At 72.5% G+C, this 20,221-nt stretch carries 17 protein-coding genes and 1 tRNA gene; 13 read left to right on the top strand and 5 right to left on the bottom strand.

What is annotated here, in order from left to right; genetic code table 11:
* The 12 genes from V3N99_11680 to V3N99_11625 all read left to right on the top strand — a co-directional run bounded on the left by V3N99_11680 (position 1) and on the right by V3N99_11625 (position 14,944).
* Complete coding sequence (locus tag V3N99_11680) at positions 1-993, top strand: alpha/beta hydrolase (GenBank protein ID MEO3937403.1); 993 nt, start codon at positions 1-3, stop codon at positions 991-993.
* A 213-nt stretch (positions 994-1,206) separates the two neighbouring features.
* Positions 1,207-4,686, top strand: a complete 3,480-nt coding sequence (locus V3N99_11675) for a transglutaminase family protein (GenBank protein ID MEO3937402.1) — start codon at positions 1,207-1,209, stop codon at positions 4,684-4,686.
* Positions 4,683-7,151, top strand: coding sequence for a circularly permuted type 2 ATP-grasp protein (locus V3N99_11670; GenBank protein MEO3937401.1), 2,469 nt, complete (start codon positions 4,683-4,685; stop codon positions 7,149-7,151). Before V3N99_11675 ends, V3N99_11670 begins: the two co-directional genes overlap by 4 nt.
* Positions 7,148-8,032: a transglutaminase family protein gene (locus V3N99_11665; GenBank protein MEO3937400.1), complete on the top strand. Its 885-nt coding sequence runs from the start codon at positions 7,148-7,150 to the stop codon at positions 8,030-8,032. Before V3N99_11670 ends, V3N99_11665 begins: the two co-directional genes overlap by 4 nt.
* 71 nt (positions 8,033-8,103) lie before the next feature.
* Complete coding sequence (locus V3N99_11660; protein ID MEO3937399.1) at positions 8,104-9,096, top strand: putative zinc-binding metallopeptidase; 993 nt, start codon at positions 8,104-8,106, stop codon at positions 9,094-9,096.
* Between the two features lie 150 nt (positions 9,097-9,246).
* On the top strand, positions 9,247-10,329 hold the full coding sequence (locus tag V3N99_11655) for an ABC transporter ATP-binding protein (GenBank protein MEO3937398.1): 1,083 nt from the start codon (positions 9,247-9,249) through the stop codon (positions 10,327-10,329).
* Between the two features lie 24 nt (positions 10,330-10,353).
* Complete coding sequence (locus tag V3N99_11650; protein ID MEO3937397.1) at positions 10,354-11,583, top strand: ABC transporter substrate-binding protein; 1,230 nt, start codon at positions 10,354-10,356, stop codon at positions 11,581-11,583.
* Positions 11,580-12,464 (top strand): ABC transporter permease, encoded by an 885-nt coding sequence (locus tag V3N99_11645; protein MEO3937396.1) that lies wholly within the window; start codon positions 11,580-11,582, stop codon positions 12,462-12,464. Before V3N99_11650 ends, V3N99_11645 begins: the two co-directional genes overlap by 4 nt.
* A 42-nt stretch (positions 12,465-12,506) precedes the next feature.
* Entirely contained in the window at positions 12,507-13,313 is an 807-nt protein-coding gene (locus V3N99_11640) for an ABC transporter permease (protein MEO3937395.1), read from the top strand.
* A 189-nt stretch (positions 13,314-13,502) separates the two neighbouring features.
* On the top strand, positions 13,503-14,174 hold the full coding sequence (locus tag V3N99_11635) for a M50 family metallopeptidase (protein ID MEO3937394.1): 672 nt from the start codon (positions 13,503-13,505) through the stop codon (positions 14,172-14,174).
* Between the two features lie 148 nt (positions 14,175-14,322).
* Positions 14,323-14,610: a hypothetical protein gene (locus V3N99_11630; protein MEO3937393.1), complete on the top strand. Its 288-nt coding sequence runs from the start codon at positions 14,323-14,325 to the stop codon at positions 14,608-14,610.
* A gap of 37 nt (positions 14,611-14,647) precedes the next feature.
* Positions 14,648-14,944 (top strand): putative quinol monooxygenase, encoded by a 297-nt coding sequence (locus tag V3N99_11625; GenBank protein ID MEO3937392.1) that lies wholly within the window; start codon positions 14,648-14,650, stop codon positions 14,942-14,944.
* A gap of 38 nt (positions 14,945-14,982) precedes the next feature.
* Here the strand turns inward: V3N99_11625 and V3N99_11620 are convergent, their stop codons facing one another.
* The 4 genes from V3N99_11620 to V3N99_11605 form a co-directional block, all read right to left on the bottom strand.
* Positions 14,983-15,564: an NYN domain-containing protein gene (locus V3N99_11620; GenBank protein ID MEO3937391.1), complete on the bottom strand. Its 582-nt coding sequence runs from the start codon at positions 15,562-15,564 to the stop codon at positions 14,983-14,985.
* A 517-nt stretch (positions 15,565-16,081) separates the two neighbouring features.
* On the bottom strand, positions 16,082-16,942 hold the full coding sequence (locus V3N99_11615; GenBank protein ID MEO3937390.1) for a diguanylate cyclase: 861 nt from the start codon (positions 16,940-16,942) through the stop codon (positions 16,082-16,084).
* Positions 16,943-17,466: 524 nt separating this feature from the next.
* Positions 17,467-17,634, bottom strand: coding sequence for a hypothetical protein (locus V3N99_11610; protein MEO3937389.1), 168 nt, complete (start codon positions 17,632-17,634; stop codon positions 17,467-17,469).
* Positions 17,635-17,639: 5 nt separating this feature from the next.
* Positions 17,640-18,251 carry a pyridoxamine 5'-phosphate oxidase family protein gene (locus tag V3N99_11605; protein MEO3937388.1) on the bottom strand — a complete coding sequence of 204 codons (612 nt, stop codon included), beginning with the start codon at positions 18,249-18,251 and terminating at the stop codon, positions 17,640-17,642.
* Here V3N99_11605 and V3N99_11600 point away from each other — a divergent pair.
* Positions 18,147-19,670, top strand: coding sequence for an aminotransferase class I/II-fold pyridoxal phosphate-dependent enzyme (locus V3N99_11600; GenBank protein MEO3937387.1), 1,524 nt, complete (start codon positions 18,147-18,149; stop codon positions 19,668-19,670). The genes V3N99_11605 and V3N99_11600 overlap by 105 nt on opposite strands.
* 367 nt (positions 19,671-20,037) lie before the next feature.
* On the opposite strand, the gene V3N99_11595 is transcribed toward V3N99_11600, so the two are convergent.
* Positions 20,038-20,120, bottom strand: a tRNA-Leu gene (locus tag V3N99_11595).
* Positions 20,121-20,221 lie beyond the last annotated feature (101 nt).

Genomic DNA, 20,221 nt, shown 5'->3' with positions numbered 1-20,221 from the left:
ATGAGCGCTGAGGCTGCTGCCGCGACCAGTCCCGTGGAGCGCAAGCGCAACCCCCGGCGTCGAGCCGCATGGAGAGTCGTCCTCGGTCTGCCGCTCCTGCTCGTCGCGGGCGTGGTCACCGCCCTGCGGTTCGACACCATCCGGGCCGGCCACCCGGCCTACGCCGTGCTGCTGGCCGTGGGTGCGCTCGCCGGGGTGCTGCTGCTCGCCGGCGCTCTGCACGACCTGCGTCGCGGGCCGGGGCTGCCCCGACGACGGCGCGGGGCGGTCGTCACCGGGCGCGTCCTGGCCGGTCTGCTCGCCGCCGTGGTGGTCGGGTCGACGGTCTACCTCGTGCCCTTCCCCGGCACTTCCGCGGCCATCGCGGCCCTCGCGGGGTCGGGCGAGGTCGCCGTCCGCGACAGCGCGACGACGATCACGCTCACGCCACGCGCCGGGTCGGCCTCCACAGGGCTGGTCTTCCAGCCTGGCGCCCGGGTGGACCCGCGCGCCTACCTGCCGCTGATGACGCGGATCGCGGCCAGCGGCTACCTCGTGGTCGTCGTCAAGCAGCCCCTCGACATCGGTTTCACCGCGATCGGCGCGCCCGACGCGATCGTCGCCGCGCACCCCGAGGTGGCGCACTGGGCCGTCGGCGGCCACAGCCTCGGCGGGGTCGCGGCGTCGTCGTATGCCGGTGGCCAGCACCCACGCGTGACCGGCCTGCTGCTGTGGGCGTCCTACCCGCTCGGGTCGCTCGCCGACAGCGGTCTGCGCGTGGCCTCGGTCTCGGGCACCCGCGACGGGCTCGCGACCCCGGCCGACATCGACGCGAGCCGACCCGACCTACCGGCCGACACGGCCTACACGGCGGTCGACGGAGGGGTGCACGCGTTCTTCGGCGACTACGGGCCGCAGCCGGGTGACGGCACCCCGACGACCGACCGCGCGACCGCGCAGTCGGCGATCGTCCGCGCGTCGGTGGAGCTCCTGGCGTCGCTGGCCCGCCCCTGACGGCGAGGTCCCTCAACGACCCCGGCGAGGCCCCGAACCCCGTGCTGCCCCCGCGGTAGGGGTTCGGGCTCGTCGCGAAGCAGACGCTACCGCCACGACCGGGCCCGAAGGTGGGTTGAGCGGACGCGGGTCGGCCGGTAACCGGCGACGGTGAGCTACCCACTAGATGGTCTTGGTAACGCGGCTGTCACCCGTCTCGGCAATACTGCCCGCATGTCGATCAAGGTCGCCCTCGAGCACCGCACGACGTACGACTTCGCGCACCCGGTGGTGCTGGGGCCGCACGTGGTGCGCCTGCGCCCCGCCCCCCACTCGCGCACTCCGATCGAGGCCTACTCCCTCGACATCAAGCCCGAGGGCCACTTCCTCAACTGGCAGCAGGACCCCTTCGGCAACTGGCTGGCCCGCATCGTCTTCCCCGAGAAGGTCACCCAGCTCGACATCACGGTCGGCCTCGTCGCCGACCTCATGGTCATCAACCCCCTCGACTTCTTCATCGAGGACTACGCCGAGCGCTTCCCCTTCACGTATGAAGCCTCGCTGGCGGCCGACCTCGCGCCCTACCTGCGACCCGTCGGCGAGAACGCGACCCCGGCCGACGCCGACACCCCCGGCCCGGTCGTCACGAGCTGGCTCGCGGCTCTGCCGCCGCTGCCCGCCGAGGGCGTCGAGACCGTCACCTGGCTCTCGCAGCTCAACACCGCGGTGCACAACGACGTCGCCTACTCCGTGCGCATGGAGACCGGCGTCCAGACCCCCGACACCACGCTGACGCGGGCGATCGGCTCGTGCCGCGACAGCGCGTGGCTGCTGGTCTCCCTGCTGCGGCAGTACGGCCTGGCCGCGCGCTTCGTCTCGGGCTACCTCGTGCAGCTGAGCGCCGACCAGGCCTCGCTCGACGGACCCAGCGGGCCGACCGCCGACTTCACCGACCTGCACGCGTGGACCGAGGTCTTCATCCCCGGCGCGGGCTGGGTCGGGCTCGACCCGACGTCGGCCCTCTTCGCCGGCGAGGGTCACATCCCCCTGTCGGCGACGCCGCACCCGTCATCCGCCGCGCCGATCGAGGGCCTGAGCGAGCCGGTCGAGGTGACCTTCTCCTTCCACAACGAGGTCACCCGCATCCACGAGGACCCGCGGGTCACCAAGCCCTACACCGACGCCCAGTGGCAGCGCATCGACGCCCTGGGCGAGGAGGTCGACCGACGCCTCGAGGCCGACGACGTGCGCCTGACGATGGGCGGCGAGCCCACCTTCGTCGCGCTCGACGACATGGTCTCGCCCCAGTGGAACACCGACGCCGACGGCGATGACAAGCGCCGGCTCGCGGGCGACCTGGCCGAGCGGCTGCGCGCCCGATATGCCGTCGGCGGGGCCGTGCACCGCGGCCAGGGCAAGTGGTATCCCGGTGAGCCGCTACCCCGCTGGCAGGTCGACCTGCAGTGGCTGGCCGACGGCACGACGCTGTGGAGCGACCCGTCCCTGCTCGCCGACCCGTGGGCCCCCGACACCGCGCAGGACGATGCGCCGGCGCGCGCCCGCACCGTCGCCGCCGAGATCGCGAGGGTGCTCGGCCTACCTCCCGAGGCCGTCCTCCCGGCGTACGAAGACCCCTTCGCCACCCTCAGCGAGCACGTCCGGCAGCCCGCCGGCCCACCGCCCGACGCCGGCGACCTCGACCCCGACCTCGCGGTGGTCGCCGCCCTGGACGCCCAGACGACCGAGCCCGCCGGGTGGGTGCTGCCGTTGGTCACGGGCGACGAGTGGACCTCGCCGCAGTGGAGCTTCCGCCGCGGCCGGCTGGTCCTGCAGTCGGGCTCGTCGCCGGTCGGCCTGCGCCTGCCGCTCGATGCCATCGCGTGGACCGACCCCGACTACCAGGGTGAGCCGAGCTATCTCGTCGCCGGCCCGCCGCTGCTCGTCGACCTGCCCGTCGTCACGGTCGTCGACCCCGAGGAGCAGCCGACCACAGCGTTGACGGTCGAGGCCCGCGAGGGCTTCGTGCACGTCTTCCTCCCGCCGACCGAGCGCCTCGACGACTACGCCCTCCTCCTGCGTCTGGTCGAGGGCACGGCGGCGACCCTGGGCGTACCGGTGGTCCTCGAGGGCTACGGCCCGCCGCCCGACCCGCGCCTGACCCGCCTGACGGTCACCCCCGACCCCGGGGTCATCGAGGTCAACGTGCAGCCGACGGGCAGCTGGGCGGAGCAGCGCGAGCTGACCACCACCCTGTACGAGGAGGCCCGCCAGGCCCGGCTCACGACGGAGAAGTTCGACAACGACGGCCTGCACACCGGCACCGGTGGCGGCAACCACATCACCCTCGGTGGACGGCAGCCGGTCGACTCCCCGATGCTGCGCCGCCCCGACCTGCTGGCCAGCCTCGTGCGCTACTGGCAGCGCCACCCCTCGCTGTCCTACCTCTTCTCCGGCCGCTTCATCGGCCCGACCAGCCAGGCGCCGCGCTTCGACGAGGGCCGCCCCGAGGCGGTCTACGAGATGGAGATCGCGCTCGCCGAGATCGACCGCCTGACCGCCCAGGCGGAGGACCTCGGCGGCGACCCCCGCCCGTGGCTGGTCGACCGAGCGCTGCGCCACCTGCTCACCGACCTGACCGGTAACACCCACCGGGCCGAGTTCTGCATCGACAAGATGTACTCCCCCGACTCCTCGCGCGGGCGGCTCGGCCTGCTCGAGCTGCGCGGCTTCGAGATGCCCCCGCACCCCCAGATGGCTCTCCTGCAGACTCTGCTCGTGCGCTGCCTCGTCACGATGTTCTGGGAGTCACCCGACCGCGGCGACCTCGTGCGCTGGGGCACGGCCCTGCACGACGACGTCCTGCTGCCGCAGGGTGCGACCCGCGACATCGCGCAGGTCGTCGCCGACCTGCGCGCTCACGGGCTGCCCTTCGAGGCGTCGTGGCTCGACCCCTTCACCGAGTTCCGCTTTCCCCGCATCGGCATGACGCGGCTGACCGGTGGCATCGAGCTCGAGCTGCGCTCGGCCATCGAGCCGTGGCACGTGCTCGGCGAGGAGGCAACCGCTGGCGGCACCGCCCGCTACGTCGACAGCTCGGTCGAGCGGCTGCAGGTGCGGGTCACCGGCATCTCGCCCCAGCAGCACCTCGTCACCTGTCAGGGTGTGCCGGTGCCCCTGACCCCGACCGGCGTGGCCGGTGAGTACTACGCCGGTGTGCGCTACCGCGCGTGGCAGCCGTGGTCGGCCCTGCACCCCTCGATCGAGGTGCACTCGCCGCTGCACGTCGACGTCGTCGACATCGCCTCGGCCACCTCCGTCGGCGGCGCGACCTACCACGTCGTCCACCCCGGCGGCCGCAGCTACGACCACCCCCCGATCAACGCCAACGAGGCCGAGTCGCGCCGCTCCAGCCGCTTCGAGCCCCGCGGGCACACCCCGGGCCGGCTCGACATCGCCGCGCTGCGCGAGACCGGACGGGCCGCCGCGAGCGCGGAGTACCCCCGCACCCTCGACCTGCGGCGCGCCGTCCCCCGGACGGCGCGGCCCATCGGCGAGACGGCGGTCGACCCCCGCTCCGACCCGCGGATGATGGCGTCGAGCGTCACGACCCAGACCACCGAGAAGGCCCAGACCGTCGGGGCGGCCGGGGCGGTCGGCGGCCGGGGCACCACTGACGCCGCCCGTGGGGCCGACGGGCACCCGGGCTCGCCTTGACCGCTGTCCCCGTCCTCACGGAGTATGCCCAGAGCCTCGGCCAGCCGACCCTGGGCGGCGGGGCCGCGGCCTACGACGAGGTCGTGCTGCCCGACGGGTCCCTGCGCCCGGCCTGGAAGGGGCTCGCCGAGGTCGCCGTCCGGCTGACCGACGACGACCTGCGCCGGGTCGACCACGACATCAAGCGCTTCCTGGCCAACGACGGCGTGACCTACGCGCGGCCGGGCGAGGATCCCGGCCCGTGGCGGCTCGACCCGATGCCACTGGTCATCGACGCGGTCGAGTGGGCCGTGCTCGAGACCGGCCTGGCCCAGCGGGCCGAGCTGCTCAACGCGGTGATGACCGACGTCTACGACGAGCAGCGGCTGATCTCCGAGGGGGTCGTGCCGCCGGGGGTGGTCTTCGGGCACCCGGGCTACCTGCGGCTGATGGCCCGACCGTCGATGCGCGACCCCCGCCCGCTCGTGCTGACCGCCACCGACCTCGGACGCGACCCCACCGGTGAGTGGCAGGTGCTCGCCGACCGCGTCCAGGCCCCCTCGGGGCTGGGCTACGCGATGGAGAACCGTCGCGTGATGTCGCGGGTGCTGCCCGAGCTCTACCGCGAGGCCGTGCTGCACCGGATGGGGCCCTTCTTCAGTGCCCTGCGCTCGGCCCTGATCCAGAGCGCCGACGAGGAGGTCGCCGACCCGCAGGTGGTGGTGCTGTCACCGGGCACCCACAGCGAGACGTCCTACGACCAGGCCTTCATCGCCAGCAACCTCGGCTTCCCCCTCGTGCAGGGCAGCGACCTGACCGTGCGGGGGGGCCGGGTGTGGCTGCGCAGCATGGGCGGGCTCGAGCCGGTGCACGTCATCCTGCGCCGCGTCGACGCCGCGTGGAGCGACCCCCTCGAGCTGCGGGCCGAGAGCCAGCTCGGGGTGGCGGGCCTGGTCGAGGTGGTGCGTCGGGGCAACGTGCGCATCGTCAACGGCCTCGGCTCGCAGGTGCTCGAGAGCCCGGCCCTGCTGCCCTACCTCGAGGGCGCCTGCGACCTGCTGCTGAGCGAGCCGCTGCGGCTGGGCTCGCTGCCGACCTGGTGGTGCGGTGAGCCGCAGGGCCTCGCGCGGGTGCTCGAGCACCCCGACGCGCTGCACGTGCGGGCCATCGACAGCGTCACCCCCCTCACCGGCACCGACGACGAGATCCGGGCGCAGGTGGGGGCGGCACCCCACCGCTACGTCGGGCAGCAGCGACCGACCCTGTCGAGCGCGCCCGTCTTTGACGGCTTCACCGTCGCCCCGGAGCCGGTGACCATGCGCACCTTCGCGCTGCGCTACGGCTCGGCCTACCGCCCCCTCGTCGGCGGTCTCGTCTCGGGCAACGTCTTCGACGCCCACCTCGGCCCGGCCCCGACAAAGGACGTGTGGGTGCTCAAGGCCGAGGCGGCGCAGAGCGACCAGGGCCTCGGCGACGTGCTGCCGCTGACCGCGAACCAGGCCCTCACCCCGGCGGTACCGCGAGCGCTCGAGCACCTCTACTGGATGGGCCGCTACGCGGAGCGGGCCGAGACCCTGCTACGGCTCATCGTCGCCTGCCACCCCCTCGCCGACGGCTCCCAGGGCCAGCCGCACTCGAGCGAGGGTCGGGGCCTGCAGGTGCTCGTCGACGCACACACCCGCCTCGCCGGCCCCCCCGACCGGGCCGGCGACCTCGAGGCGTACTTCCGCGAGCTCCTCACCGACCGCGGCCGGGTGGGGTCCGTGGCCCAGTCGCTCGACGGGGCCCGCGAGGCCGCCGAGGGCGTGCGCGACCAGCTCTCCGGCGACGTGTGGCGCGCCTTCGCCGTCATCGACCGCGCCGAGGGAGCGCTGGCCCGCACCCAGCGCAGCCACCAGACGGCCGACTCCGCCGGGCGCATGCTCAGCGGCTGCCTGGCCCTCTACGGCGTCATGGCCAACATGGTGCGCGACCCGGGCTGGCACCTGCTCGAGGCCGGCCGGGCGCTGGAGCGCGCGCTCCAGCTGTCGATCATGCTGCGCTCGACCACGGAGCGGCGCGGCTTCGAGGTCGACCGCACGGTGCTGGCGGTCGTGCTCGCCGCCTCGGAGAGCTCGGTCACCCACCAGCGGCGGTTCCGGGGCACGGTGCGGCCCTCGACCGTGCTCGACCTGCTGCTCAAGGACGACACCAACCCTCGCTCGCTCCACTTCGCCCTCGCCGCCCTGCGCGAGCACCTGGCCGCCCTGCCGACGTCGACCGGCTCCACCCGACCCGAGCGGCTGCTCGACGACCTGTGCGAGCACCTCGACGATCTCGACGTCGCCACGCTCGTCACCATCGGGGGGGCCACCCGACCCAACCTCGAGCACTATCTGGGGGGGCTGCACGAGCACCTGACCCGCCTGGGCGACGCTGTCACGCAGTTCCACCTGGTCGGTGCGCCCGCGCCCCGGGCCTTCGGCGCCGGTCGGAGGCTGCGATGAGGTATCGCATCACGCACCGCACCACCTACGGCTACGACGACGACGTCAACGACAGCCTCGGCATCGCCTACCTCACCCCCCGCACGCTGCCCTGGCAGACCCCGCTCTCGTCGACGGTGACCATCAGGCCCTACCCCTCCGACCGCTCCGACGACACCGACCACTACGGCAACTCGGCGCTCTTCTTCCAGGTGACGACCCCGCACCGCGAGCTGGTCGTGACCGGCAGCAGCGAGGTCGAGGTGCTGCCCACGGCCTACGACCGCGATGCCCTGGCCGTGCCGTGGGAGCTGGCGCAGCCGGCGAGCCGGGCCGACCTGCCGGGCGCCTGGCGCGCAGTCGACCTCACCCTGCCCTCACCGCAGGTCGAGCTCACCGAAGCGGCCGGCGCGTATGCCGCTCACTCCCTCGCGCCCGGCCGGCCCCTCGGCGAGGCGGTCGACGACCTCGTGCACCGGATCTTCACCGACTTCGACTACGACGCCACCGCGACCACCGTCACGAGCACCATCGCCGACGTGCTGTCCACGCGGGCGGGGGTGTGCCAGGACTTCGCGCAGCTGGCGATCGCGGGGCTGCGGGCGCACGGTCTCGCGGCGCGCTACGTCAGCGGCTACCTCTCGACGCTGCCCCCTCCGGGGCACGACCGGGTCGTCGGCGCCGACGCCAGCCATGCGTGGCTCGCGGTCTGGGTGCCGGGCGAGGCGGGCGGGCACTGGCTCGCGGTCGACCCGACCAACGACGTGCGCGTGGGCGACCGGCACGTCACCGTCGCGTGGGGGCGCGACTACGGTGACGTGCCGCCACTCAAGGGCGTGATCTTCACCGACGCCGAGACCTCGACCCTGAGCGTCGAGGTCGACGTCGAGCCGGTTGGCTGAGGCGGCGGGCCGCCGCCCCTCCCCTGAGACACGACGTTTGTCGATCGACCACGCGTGGCATGGTCGTCTGCGTGAAGGCCTTCGTCTGCCGCGTGTGCGGTAACCCCCTGTATGTCGAGAACTCCGTCTGCGTGTCCTGCGGGACCGCTCTCGGTTACTCCCGCGAGGAGCGCGAGATCGTGCCCGTCGACGCGCAGGGGCGCTACGTCGACGCCGCCGGGTTCGTCTGGTGGGTGTGCACCAACCTCACCCTCAACGGCTGCACGTGGCTGGCGCGGTTCCAGGCCAGCCAGTGCGAGAGCTGCGAGCTGACCCGCACCCGCCCCCACGACGCCGACCTCGAGGGTCTCGCGCTCTACCAGGAGACCGAGCGGGCCAAGCGTCACCTGCTGATCGAGCTCGACTCGCGCGGTATCTCCTACGTCTCGCGGCAGGACGACCCCGAGACGGGCCTGTGCTTCGACCTGCTCTCCAGCCGCGGCGAGGACGTGACGATCGGCCATGCCGACGGCGTCATCACCATCGACCTGGCCGAGAGCAACGACGCCTACCGCGAGAAGATGCGCATCCAGCTCGGGGAGGCCTACCGCACCATGCTCGGCCACCTGCGCCACGAGGTCGGCCACTACATCGAGGGTCTGCACGTGCAGGGCGACCGGCTCGAGCAGGCCCGAGCGCTCTTCGGGGACGACACGAAGGACTACCAGGCGGAGATCGACCGGCACTACTCGCAGGGCCCGCCCGCCGGGTGGGAGGAGTCCTACATCTCGGAGTACGCGACCATGCACCCCTACGAGGACTTCGCGGAGTGCTTCGCGCACTTCCTGCACATCAGCGACACCGTGGAGACGGCCTACGTCAACCGCTTCCTCGACCGGGGCACCGACCTGACCGTGCCCTTCAGCCAGCTCGTGGTCGGGGTCTGGATCCCCCTGTCGATCGGCCTCAACCAGATCGAGCGGTCGATGGGCAAGGACGACCTCTACTCCTTCGTCATCCCCGCCCCGGTGCTCGACAAGCTCGACTTCGTGTCGCAGCTGGCCGACCCCGTCGCCGCCGTCTGACCCGAGCCCTGCCTACCGACCTCACTCGTTGCGGTCAGCGCCGGATATTTCGGGCCTTTGGCCCCCTGAACGCGGCTAGCTCCGCAACAAGTGGGTCCGTATGGGGCGCCGGGGGCGCCTTCGGGGCCTGGGCGCAGTAGCGTCCTCCTCGTGAGTCCCGAGTCTCCCTCTCCTGCCGTGCGGCTGCGCGGGCTGCGCAAGGAGTTCACCAGCGGCGGACGGACCGTGAGTGCGGTCGACGGGGTCGACCTCGACATCGCCGACGGCGAGTTCCTCACCCTGCTCGGGCCATCGGGGTCGGGCAAGACGACGGTGCTGCGGATGATCGCCGGCTTCGAGCAGCCCACCGCGGGCAGCGTCGAGCTGGGCGGGGTGGACGTCACCGACCGGCCGCCGTATGCGCGCGACGTCAACACCGTCTTCCAGGACTACGCGCTCTTCCCGCACATGTCGGTCGCCGACAACGTCGGCTACGGCCTGCGGGTGCGCAAGGTCGGCAAGGCCGAGCGCGCGGCGCGGGTGCGCGAGGCCCTCGAGGGCGTGCGCCTCGCCGACCTCGGCGACCGCCGTCCCGCCGCGCTCTCCGGCGGGCAGCGGCAACGGGTCGCGCTCGCCCGCGCGCTCGTCGGCCGCCCCCGCGTGCTGCTGCTCGACGAGCCCCTCGGCGCCCTCGACCTCAAGCTGCGCGAGCAGATGCAGGTCGAGCTCAAGGGCATCCAGCGCGACGTCGGCATCACCTTCGTGTTCGTCACCCACGACCAGGAGGAGGCGCTGACCATGTCGGACCGCATCGCCGTCTTCGACCGCGGGCGGATCGAGCAGGTCGGCACCGCCGCCGACGTCTACGAGCGGCCGCAGACCCCGTTCGTCGCCGGCTTCGTGGGCACGTCGAACCTGCTGTCCGGCCCCGCGGCCCGGGCGCTGCTCGGGCGGGAGGGCACCTGGTCGGTCCGCCCCGAGAAGCTGCAGATCGACCTCGCCGGCGGGCCGGCAGGGCCCGACGGCGGCGAGCGCTCCGCAGCCGGTGTCGTGCGCGAGGTCGTCTACCTCGGCTCCGCCACCCGCTTCCTCGTCGACCTCGACGCCGGGTCCAGACTCGTGGCGTTGCAGCAGAACAGCTCGACCACAGCGCCCGACCACGATGCCGTCCGGGGCCGCCGCGTGCGGCTGCGCTGGCGGCCGGAGCACGAGGTGCCGGTCGGGGCCGCACCCAGCAGCACCACCCCCTCCTGACCCCACCCACCCCAAGGAGCCACCGTGCGCCGTACCACCCTCACCTCCGTCCTCAGCGCCGCGACCGTCGCCCTGCTGGCCGCCGCCTGCGGCACCAGCGCCGGCACCTCCACGGGCACCGGCTCGGGGGGCGCGTCCGGCAGCGGCGCGACCCGGGCCAGGCCCCCGGCCATGACGCCGCTGGCCGCGCTCGGCGCCGGCGAGGGGGCGGTCAACATCCTGGCCTGGGCTGGCTACGCCGAGAACGGCTCCACCGACAAGGCCGTCGACTGGGTCACGCCCTTCGAGAAGGCCACCGGCTGCAAGGCCAACGTACAGGTCGCCAACACCTCCGACGAGATGTTCGAGAAGATGGGCACCGGCACCTTCGACGTCGTCTCGGCCTCGGGCGACTCGTCGCTGCGGATGGTCTACGCCGGGAAGGTCGCGCCGGTCAACACTGCCCTGCTGACCAACTACGCCGACGTCCCCGCCTTCGAGAAGGACCGCACGTGGAACTCCGTCGACGGCGTCTCCTACGGGATGCCGCACGGCTGGGGCGCGCAGCTGATGGCCTACCGCACCGACAAGGTCAACCCGGCCCCCGACTCGTGGAGCGTCGTGTGGGACCCGAGCTCGCCCTACGCGGGCAAGATCACCGACTACGACTCGCCGGTCGACGGCATCGGCGCGGCCGCGGTCTACCTGATGTCGACCAAGCCCGAGCTCGGGATCAAGAACCCGTATGCCCTCGACCAGAAGCAGCTCGACGCGGCCATCGCGCTGTTGCAGGCTCAGAAGCCCACCGTCGGCGCCTACTGGGCGTCCTACACCGACGCCCAGAAGGCGCTCGAGGCCGGCACCACGGTCGTGGGCTCGACCTGGCAGATCATCGTCAACCTGGCCACGGCCGACAAGGCACCCGTCGCCTCCGTGCTGCCGAAGGAGGGCGCGACCGGTTGGGCCGACACGTGGATGCTCGACGCAAAGAGCCCGCACCCGAACTGCGCCTACCAGTGGATGAACTGGGCGACCAAGGCCGACGTGCAGGCCCAGATCGCGGAGTGGTTCGGTGAGGCCCCGGCCAACACCAAGGCCTGCGCGCTGACCACCGACAAGGGCCACTGCGACACCTACCACGCGGCCGACGAGGCGTACTTCTCCAAGCTGTGGTTCTGGACCACCCCGCAGAGCGACTGCGTCGACGGCCGCACCGACGTCAAGTGCACCGCCTACTCCGACTGGAGCAAGGCCTGGAGCAGCCTGCGCTCATGACGGCCAGCGCCACCCCCACCCTCCCGGCCCGGGTCTCGGCGGTCCTGCACCGCCGACCCCGCCTGCGGCTGGCCGCACTGCTCGCGCTGCCGGCCACCTGGCTCGTGGTCGTCTACCTCCTGGCCCTCTTCGCCCTGCTGGCGACGGCCTTCCTGTCGGTCGACGAGTTCACCAACGCGATCACCCGCACCCTCACCACCGCCAACGTCACCGACGTGCTGACCGACCCGGCCTACCTGCGGGCCACCGGGCGCACCGTCGGCGTCGCGGCGGCCGTGACCGTGCTCTGCGCCGTCATCGCCCTGCCGATGGCGCTCTTCATGGCCAAGGTCGCGAGCCCCCGCACCCGGGCGGTGCTCGTCGCGCTGGTCGTGACGCCGCTGTGGGCGTCGTACCTCGTGAAGGTCTATGCGTGGCAGGCGATGGTGCAGCCGGGCAGCGGCGTGCTCGACTGGGCGCTCCACCCCCTGGGGCTGAGCGGCCCGGGCTACGGGACGGGGGCGGCGGTGCTCACGCTCACCTACCTGTGGCTGCCCTACATGGTGCTGCCGGTCTACGCAGGGCTCGAGCGGCTGGCCGACTCGCTGCTCGACGCGTCGTCCGACCTCGGGGCCGGCCCGTGGCGCACCTTCCGCTCGGTCGTGCTGCCCCTGGTCTATCCCAGCCTCGTGGCCGGGTCGGTCTTCACCTTCTCGCTCAGCCTGGGCGACTACATCACCGTCCAGATCGTCGGCGGCAAGACGCAGCTGCTCGGCAACATCGTCTTCCAGAACTACGCGGCCAACCTGCCCTTCGCCGCGGCGGTGGCGATCGTGCCTGTCGTCGTGGTCATCGCCTACCTCGCGCTGGTGCGCCGCACCGGGGCCCTCGATCAGCTGTGACACCGACGCCAGCCGTGAGCCCCCGATGCCGGTGACGAACCGATGCTGCTGAGCCGCCGCGCCCGCGCCCTCCTCGGCGCCGCCATGGCCCTGGGGCTGGCCTTCGTCTACGTGCCGCTGCTCGTGGTGGTGGTCAACTCCTTCAACGCCAGCCAGATCTTCGCCTGGCCCCCGCGGTCGTTCACCCTGCGCTGGTGGTCGCAGGTATGGGGCAACGACGGCGTGCGCACCGCCGTGCTCACCAGCGTGCAGGTCGGGCTCGTCGCCACCGCGGCCGCCGTCGTGCTCGGCACGCTGCTGGCCTTCGCCCTCGCCCGCTACTCCTTCTTCGGCCGACAGACCCTGTCGGTGCTCGTGGTCCTGCCGATCGCCCTGCCCGGCATCGTCACGGCGCTGGCGCTGCGCACGGCCTTCCAGACCTTCCTCGGGGTGGAGCTGTCGATCTGGACCGTCGCGGTCTCGCACGCCACCTTCTGCCTGGTCGTGGTCTACAACAACGTGATCGCCCGGCTGCGGCGCACCGGGACGACGCTCGAGGAGGCGTCGGCCGACCTCGGGGCCAGCCCGCTGACGACCTTCCGGCTGGTCACCTTCCCGCAGCTGCGGGGGGCGCTCGTCGCGGGGGCGCTGCTCGCCTTCGGCCTGTCGTTCGACGAGATCGTCGTGACCCTCTTCACCGCGCCGCCCGGGGTGACGACGCTGCCGATCTGGATCTTCCAGAACCTCTCGCGCCCCAACCAGGCGCCGGTCGTCAACGTCGTCGCGGCCGTCCTGGTCGTGCTGTCGGTCGTGCCGATCTGGCTCAGCCAGCGCCTCTCGGGCGACTCCGTGACCTCGGGGCGGATGTAGCCGAGCGGACCACGGCCGTGGAGACCGCCCACGAGACGACCAGCGCGCGGGCCATGCCCACGAGGCGAAGGGACGAATCTGGCAGGCTGGACCCATGACGCCCCCGTCCACCGAGCGAGCCGCGCTCACCACCCCGGTGCCCTGGTCACCCTGACCGCCGCCGACTGGGGCCGGCTGGTCGCCGCCCACGTGCGCCCGGCGCCCGGGTCGGCGCTCACCCCGACCGGGGTGTGGGTGACGCTGGCCGTCGCCCTCGCGCTCGTCGCCACGCCGGTATGGAGCCTCGTACGCCTCGGCGTCACCCTGGTGCACGAGCTCGGGCACGCCTTCGTCGGGGTCGCGGTGGGGCGGTCGTTCACCGGCTTCGAGCTGCGCGGTGACATGTCGGGAGCAGCCGTCACCAGAGGCCGCCCGCGGGGGCCGGGCCGGGTCGCGACGACGTGGGCCGGCTATCCGGCCCCGGCGGTCGTGGGGGCGCTCCTCGTCGTGGCCGCGGCCCGCTGCTGGGCTGCGCCGACACTCTCCGTCCTGCTCCTGCTCGTGCTCGCCGCCCTCCTGCGGGTGCGCTCGGCCCTGACGCTGCTCGTGGTTGCCGCGGTGCTCGCCGCCGGCGGGGCGCTGTGGTGGTGGCGCGATGACCAGCTCCAGGCGCAGGTGCTCATGGGCCTCGGGCTCGTGCTCGTCGTCGGTGCCTGGCGCCACCTCGGCGCCGTGCGCTCCACCCGCGAGCGCACCAGCGACCCGGGGGTGCTCGCCTCGCTCACCCACGTGCCGCAGATCGTGTGGCTGGCCAGCTTCGCGCTGGTGTGCCTCGCCGCGACCGGGGTCGTGGGGTGGGCGGTCGTGGGGGTGGTGGGGTGACGGGCGGTCCGACCAGCACCCTCCAGTCCGTTTCGCCCCCTCGAGGTGATGGACAAAGGGGGTAGCAGGGTGTCGAGAGGACCGCTGACCTAGGGTCGAGCGCACGGACGTCGTCGTCATCGGGGGTACCGGCCACACCGGCCACCTCGTGCCCCACCTCGCCGCCGCCGGCCACGCGGTCACCGTCGTCAGTCGCGGCCGGCGCAGCCCCTGCCCCCTGCTCGGGCTCACCGAGGCAGTGGCCCGCTGGTGGGGTCACGAGGCGCAGGTCGAGCTCCAGCCCCTGCCCGTATGCAGCGCCTCCATCGCCCCCGAGCACGTCTTCACCACGGTCGACCTCCTGGGCTTCCGGCCGGCGTGGACCGGGCTCGAGACCGTGAAGGACGCGGTCGGGTGGCTGACCGACGACGGGCAGCTGCCGCCGCTCGTGGCGTAGCGCGGAGACGTCGCCCGTGGGGGGTAGCGTCGCAGGCGTGACCCTGCACCTCGTCGTCCTGCTGACCACCCGCCCCGGCCTCGGCCACCGCCAGGTCGAGGCCTTCACCCGGCTCGCGCCGGTGGTGCGGGCGGAGGTCGGGTGCCTGCGCTACGACCTGCACCCGGTGGAGGGTGAGCCCGACCGCTTCGTGCTGCTCGAGGAGTGGGAGTCGGCCGCGCACCTCGCCGCCCACGCGGCGTCGCCGCACATGCGGGAGGCGGGGCCGGAAGCCGCGGAGTTCCGCGCCGGTCCGGCCGAGCTGCTGCGGCTGGGGCCGGCTGTCACCGGGTGACGGGAAAGGTGGAAGCGCCGTAGGCCGATAGACGCCTGCTAGATGAACTCCAGCGGGTCGAACTCCTCGATCGGGATGATCCGCACGCGCGGCAGCCGGCTGTTGAAGGCCTGCACGTCGAACTCCAGGTCGATGAACTGCAGGCCGTGCTCCGCCAGCGGGATGTAGTCCTTGCTGCGGAACTCCTTGAAGCCCACGAGCGCGATGCGACGCCCGTCGCACAGGTCGCTCATCTGCGGCACGAAGTCGCCGTCGTGGCTGACGAGCATGATGTCGGCGTCGCGGTCCTTCAGCGCGTCGAGCGTCCGCTGGATGCCGATGTCGACGACCTTCTCGTGGGGCCCGCCGGACAGCGGCACCGGCCGGTAGCCGAGCGCGAGCAGCGCCTGCACGAAGGAGTAGGGCATCTCGCCGTTGACGGCGAGGAAGAACAGCCCCTGGGCGGGCTGCGGCCAGGCCTCCTGGGCGAAGGTCAGCAGCCGGTCCCACCGGGGCCGTTCGTCGGACTGCGGTCGCCGGCCGAGGATCGAGGTGCCGAGGGTCGCGTCGATGTTCTCCCCGTCGACGAGGATGTAGGTGGAGCGCTCGGTGGTCGATCGCTCGCGGGTCTCGGCGTCCATGCCATGACTGTATGCCGCCGCAGGGGTGCTCCGGGCCCGCTGCGGCGGGGCTGTGGACGGCTCCGCCACCGGCCGGCTCGCGCGGCGGCTCACCCGCGAGCTTCGGGGCGGCGGCGCACAGCCGAGAGCTGGGGCATGGGTCGGAGCGTACCCCGGCCGTGACCGCCGCCCGCCCCCGCCAAGTGGACCGGGAGGCGGCGTCACGAGTGGTCTGGGCGCGCCGGACGGCCGGGGCCGAGTCTGGGGGGACCACCAGCCTTCCGTCAGGGCGGCGACCCTCCCTGACCCTCAACAGGAGTCCACCACCATGACATCCCACCCCAGCATGCCTGCCGCGGCACAGCGGCGTCGGCACGTGGTGATCGTCGGGTAGGCCCGGTAACCGATCGCAGCCGGCGGCTTCTTCGCGGCAGGCGGGACGGCCGTGAACACGGCCTCGACCAGACCGTGCGCGCGGGCGTGGCAGAGGACGACGCGGAGGACGACGAGGTGGTCGAGGGGGTGGCTGAGGAGACGTTCAGGTGCGTCGGGCCTGCCGACGCCTTCTCTCGCTCGCCATCGCAGCCCGGGCCCGGTCAGTGGTAGCGCCCAGGTGCTCGCCCACCCGGCGGGCCGCCACGCCGGTCGAGACCGGCACACCAGCAGTGCGCAGATCGATGCGCAGCTTGACCTCCAAGGCCTTCAGACAGCGTGCGTCGCACTCGATCGCGAGGACCACGAACTCGTCTGCCGCGAGCTGAGCCAGCACGTCGCCGGGCCGGCTGGTCGCGGCCAGCACCTCGGCGCACCGCTCACGCACGTCATCACCGGCCGGATCTGCGCCGACGTCGTCCACGTGTCGCGGCCGCTCGATCGTGGCGGCCAGGACACCGGCGTACGAGCCGTAGCGCTCCAGGCGCTGGTCCTCCCGCCGCACGGCGGCCTGCCACCCGCGAGGGTTCAGCAGTCCGGTGCGATGGTCGCGCTCGGCCAGCGCATAGGCCGTCGCCGCCTCTTCGGAACGCGTCAGAGCCACCTGCTCGTGAGCCAGGATCGTGCTGAGCATCTGAGCCACCAGCTCCGTCGCGCTCAACAGGTCGTCGGGGACCTCAGGTTGTGCGGTTCCGGCAATGGCGCACAACGTGCCGAAAAGGACACCGCAGTCTCCTTCCAAGGGGACCCCGACATAGGCCCGCACCCGAGCCAGCACCCCGGTCGCCGTCGCCGCATAGGCCGGGACCGCGAGGACATCCGGGGCCAGCATCGGGCCGCGTCGTTCGACCATGGACACGCAGAACGAGTCTGCCCAGCAGAACGCGGTGCCCGGTCTGGCCAGCTCCGCCCAGTGACCAGCCGAGGCCACCACGACCTGCTGATCGTCGACCACCTGGGTGACCATCCACAGATCCAGCCCGAAGCGGGCACTCAGATGCTGCACGGCCGCGTCCGCAGCCAGGGCGAAGCCCGGCCACGGCGCACGACGAGGACTGGGGTAGAACCCCGCACCACCATCATCTACCGACATGCACGCCCGCCCGTCACCCGTCGACCTGGTCGTCCTCATCGCCCCTGACGACTCTACGACGGCAGACGTCCTTTGGCGTCAGTCCATCCGCGATTGGTGACGGCCTCGGCCCCGAGGACATGGCGAGCCGGTCGTCGTGTCCCGCGTCGACCGTCCGGGGTGGGGTCGGGGTCAGGCCTCATACCGGGCAGGCATCGTCTGCAGGAACATGGGTCTATGACCAGCGTCGCATCGGACATACAAGGCGTCCTGGGCTCTGAGAGCAGCCGACGTGCCGACCCTGGTCGAACGACACCGGCAGTGCCGCCCCACGAGCGGGCCCGACGGCCAGCACGTAGCTGCGCCGGACCCCCTCGGGCAGTGCCAGCTGGGCCACGCTGGTCATACGCAAGCGGAACCTAGCGCTCGTTCGGTGGCGGAGCCAGGGTCGTGCGCGCCGGTGAGGGCCGGGTCACCGCGCCGAGACCGTACTCCGTGTCGCGAGTGTCGGGAAGGCCCCGGCGGCAGGCCGCCAGGAAGGAGCGGCCGAGGTGGTGACCGTGGACGAAGGGCAGGTGGGCAGACATGTGACTCAGTACTTTCTCGACGGTGTCCAGGAGGACACGTGGGTGGGAAGGGAAACGGACTCGGAGAGCTCCGGCGCCGGTTCGGGCGCGGCCGAGGTCATGGCGGTCGGCAGGACGCCGGCCCAGTAGGGGAGGTGGAGGTCAGCGTCGTCGTCGACCGGAGGCCCGGTCCTGACCTTGAGGGACACGTCCTGCAAGGGCAGTCGGAGGACCGTGGTCGCGACGAGCTCCTTGCGGGTCGGGCCGCGGACCTCGGCCGAGCGACCGGGGACGATGGCCTCCACGAGACGTGACAGCGCTGACTGCTTCTCGGCCTCGTCGGTCACCACCTCGGCTGCGCCCCGGATCACGACGGAGCGATAGTTGATCGAGTGGTTGAACGCCGAGCGGGCCAGGACGATTCCGTCCACGAGCGTCACGGTCACACACACCTCGAGTCCGCTGCCGCCGGCCTCACGCAGGGCCCGTGCGCCGCTGGATCCGTGCAGGTAGAGGATCTCGCCCACCCGGGCATGCAGCTGCGGGAGGACGACGGGCTGCCCGTCGACCACGTAGCCGACGTGGCAGGTCAGCCCCTCGTCGAGGACGGCGTGAACCGCCTCACGGTCATAGGTCACCCGGTCGGTGTGACGCGTGGCGGAGGTTCGCTGCGACCGGGTGTACTCCGACGGCATCGCTCTCCTATGTACTGGTACGATATTTTGATGACACCAATACAATACCCGATATCTGGCCAGTCGTCCAAAGGGATCTCCGAGAGCATCGAGTCCGCCATCCACACGGGCGCGACCCCACCTGGCGCGCGCCTTCCCAGCGTCCGGGGTCTGGCGACGGAGCTCGGCGTGGCTCCCGGGACCGTCGCCGCTGCGTACAGGACGCTGCGAGACCGAGGGATGATCGAGACCGGCGGGCGCAACGGCACCACCGTCAGGGCGCAGCCCCCGCGGCCGCTCCTGAGATCGCGCAGCTCGCCGCTGCCCCCGAACGTGATCGACCTCTCCGACGGGCAGCCCGATCCCGCGCTCCTGCCGAGCCTGCGGCTCGACGCGCTGGCCGCCCGCCCGGGGCCGGCTGCCGCACCGGGCGAGGCGGTGCTCCCCGAGCTGCTTGCCGTGGCCCGCCAGAGGCTGGGGGCCGACGGTGTCCCGTCGGACTTCGTCACGGTCGCCTCGGGTGGCCTCGATGCGATCGAGCGGGTCCTGTCGACCACCCTGCGCTCGGGCGAGCTGGTGGCCGTCGAGGATCCTGGCTGGCCCAACGTGCTCGACCTGCTCGCCGCGACGGGCCTGCGCACCCACCCCCTCGAGCTGGACTCGGAGGGACCGCTCCCCCAGTCCCTGTCGGAGGCACTCACCCGTGGCGCCCGCTCCGTGATCATCACCAGTCGAGCCCAGAACCCCACGGGCACCGACCTGACGCCCGACCGTGCGCGGCTGCTCCGACGTGTCCTGGCGGGGTTCCCACAGACCCTGGTGATCGAGGACGACCACGCGGCCGAGCTGGCCCGGGCGCCGCTCGCCTCCCTCGCCGAGAGCACCGCGTCCTGGGCTTTCGTCCGGTCCACCTCCAAGCCCTACGGTCCGGACCTCCGCCTGGCGGTCGTGGCCGGAGACGCCACGACGATCGCGCGGGTCGAGAGCCGCGTGCGCGTGGGGTCGGGGTGGATCAGCACGCTCCTGCAGAGGCTCGTCCTCGAGCTGTGGACCGACCCCGAGGCCGCCTCCACCGTCGCGGCCGCGGCAGACGAGTACACAGCCCGCCGGTGCTCCTTGCAGCAGGCTCTGGCCGAGCGTGGCGTCGCGACGGGCGGCACGAGCGGACTGAACGTCTGGGTTCCGGTCCACAACGAGACGACGAGCGTGCTGCGGCTGATGCAGGCCGGGTGGGCGGTGGCTCCCGGCTCGAGGTTCCGTCAGGAGTCAGCGCCAGGGATCAGGATCACTGTCAGCGCACTCGAGCCAGAGTCGATCCCGAAGCTGGCCGACGACGTCGCGGCCGCATTGGTCGACGACGTCGCCCAGCCTCTCTCTTCCTGATCCAGAGCACCCCGCCACGCCACATGGTCCGACCGTCTCGCCCAGCCAGCAGCGGAGGTCCGGTGCCCAGACTCGCGGTCGCGGACGCCACCCTGGACTTCGAGGTGTCCACCGTGCCCGGCCCACACGACGCTCCCGGTGGTCGGGGCCAGCACGACAGCGGGCCCATCGTGCAGCGTCGTGCAGGCGGACACACCAACAGGCAGAAGCCACAAGGCTGCCCGCTTCATACCGGTGGGGAGGCCCGTCCGCGCACCGCTGCCTGGTGGTGCGTCCGGGTGGCGCCGAGGGGGACAACACGACGGCCGGGCAGCCCGACTCTCGTCGGGCCAACCGGCCGGTGCTGTGTGGGGATGCCACACGAGGGTGCGCGAGGGGGGATTCGAACCCCCACGCCCTTTCGGACACTGGCACCTGAAGCCAGCGCGTCTACCATTCCGCCACTCGCGCGAGTGCGCCCCAAGTGTGCCCGGTCGGGGGCTCGATCACCAAACCAGACGGAGCGCGCGTCCGACCACGGCATGAGCCGCCGTCCGGGTCGATCCCGTTAC

Source organism: Dermatophilaceae bacterium Soc4.6, from assembly GCA_039889245.1.
Taxonomy (GTDB): domain Bacteria; phylum Actinomycetota; class Actinomycetes; order Actinomycetales; family Dermatophilaceae; genus Lapillicoccus.
The sequence above is the reverse complement of the archived record's forward strand: the minus strand, read 5'-3'. Positions and strand labels throughout refer to the sequence as shown.

Bases quoted from the DNA above. Each gene is read 5' to 3' on its own strand.
- V3N99_11640 (MEO3937395.1), top strand. From the start codon at position 12,507: ATGCTGCTGAGCCGCCGCGCCCGCGCCCTCCTCGGCGCCGCCATGGCC.
- V3N99_11680 (MEO3937403.1), top strand. From the start codon at position 1: ATGAGCGCTGAGGCTGCTGCCGCGACCAGTCCCGTGGAGCGCAAGCGC.
- V3N99_11665 (MEO3937400.1), top strand. From the start codon at position 7,148: ATGAGGTATCGCATCACGCACCGCACCACCTACGGCTACGACGACGAC.
- V3N99_11620 (MEO3937391.1), bottom strand. From the start codon at position 15,564: ATGGACGCCGAGACCCGCGAGCGATCGACCACCGAGCGCTCCACCTAC.
- V3N99_11610 (MEO3937389.1), bottom strand. From the start codon at position 17,634: ATGTCTGCCCACCTGCCCTTCGTCCACGGTCACCACCTCGGCCGCTCC.
- V3N99_11645 (MEO3937396.1), top strand. From the start codon at position 11,580: ATGACGGCCAGCGCCACCCCCACCCTCCCGGCCCGGGTCTCGGCGGTC.
- V3N99_11600 (MEO3937387.1), top strand. From the start codon at position 18,147: ATGCAGCTGCGGGAGGACGACGGGCTGCCCGTCGACCACGTAGCCGAC.
- V3N99_11615 (MEO3937390.1), bottom strand. From the start codon at position 16,942: ATGGTCACCCAGGTGGTCGACGATCAGCAGGTCGTGGTGGCCTCGGCT.
- V3N99_11675 (MEO3937402.1), top strand. From the start codon at position 1,207: ATGTCGATCAAGGTCGCCCTCGAGCACCGCACGACGTACGACTTCGCG.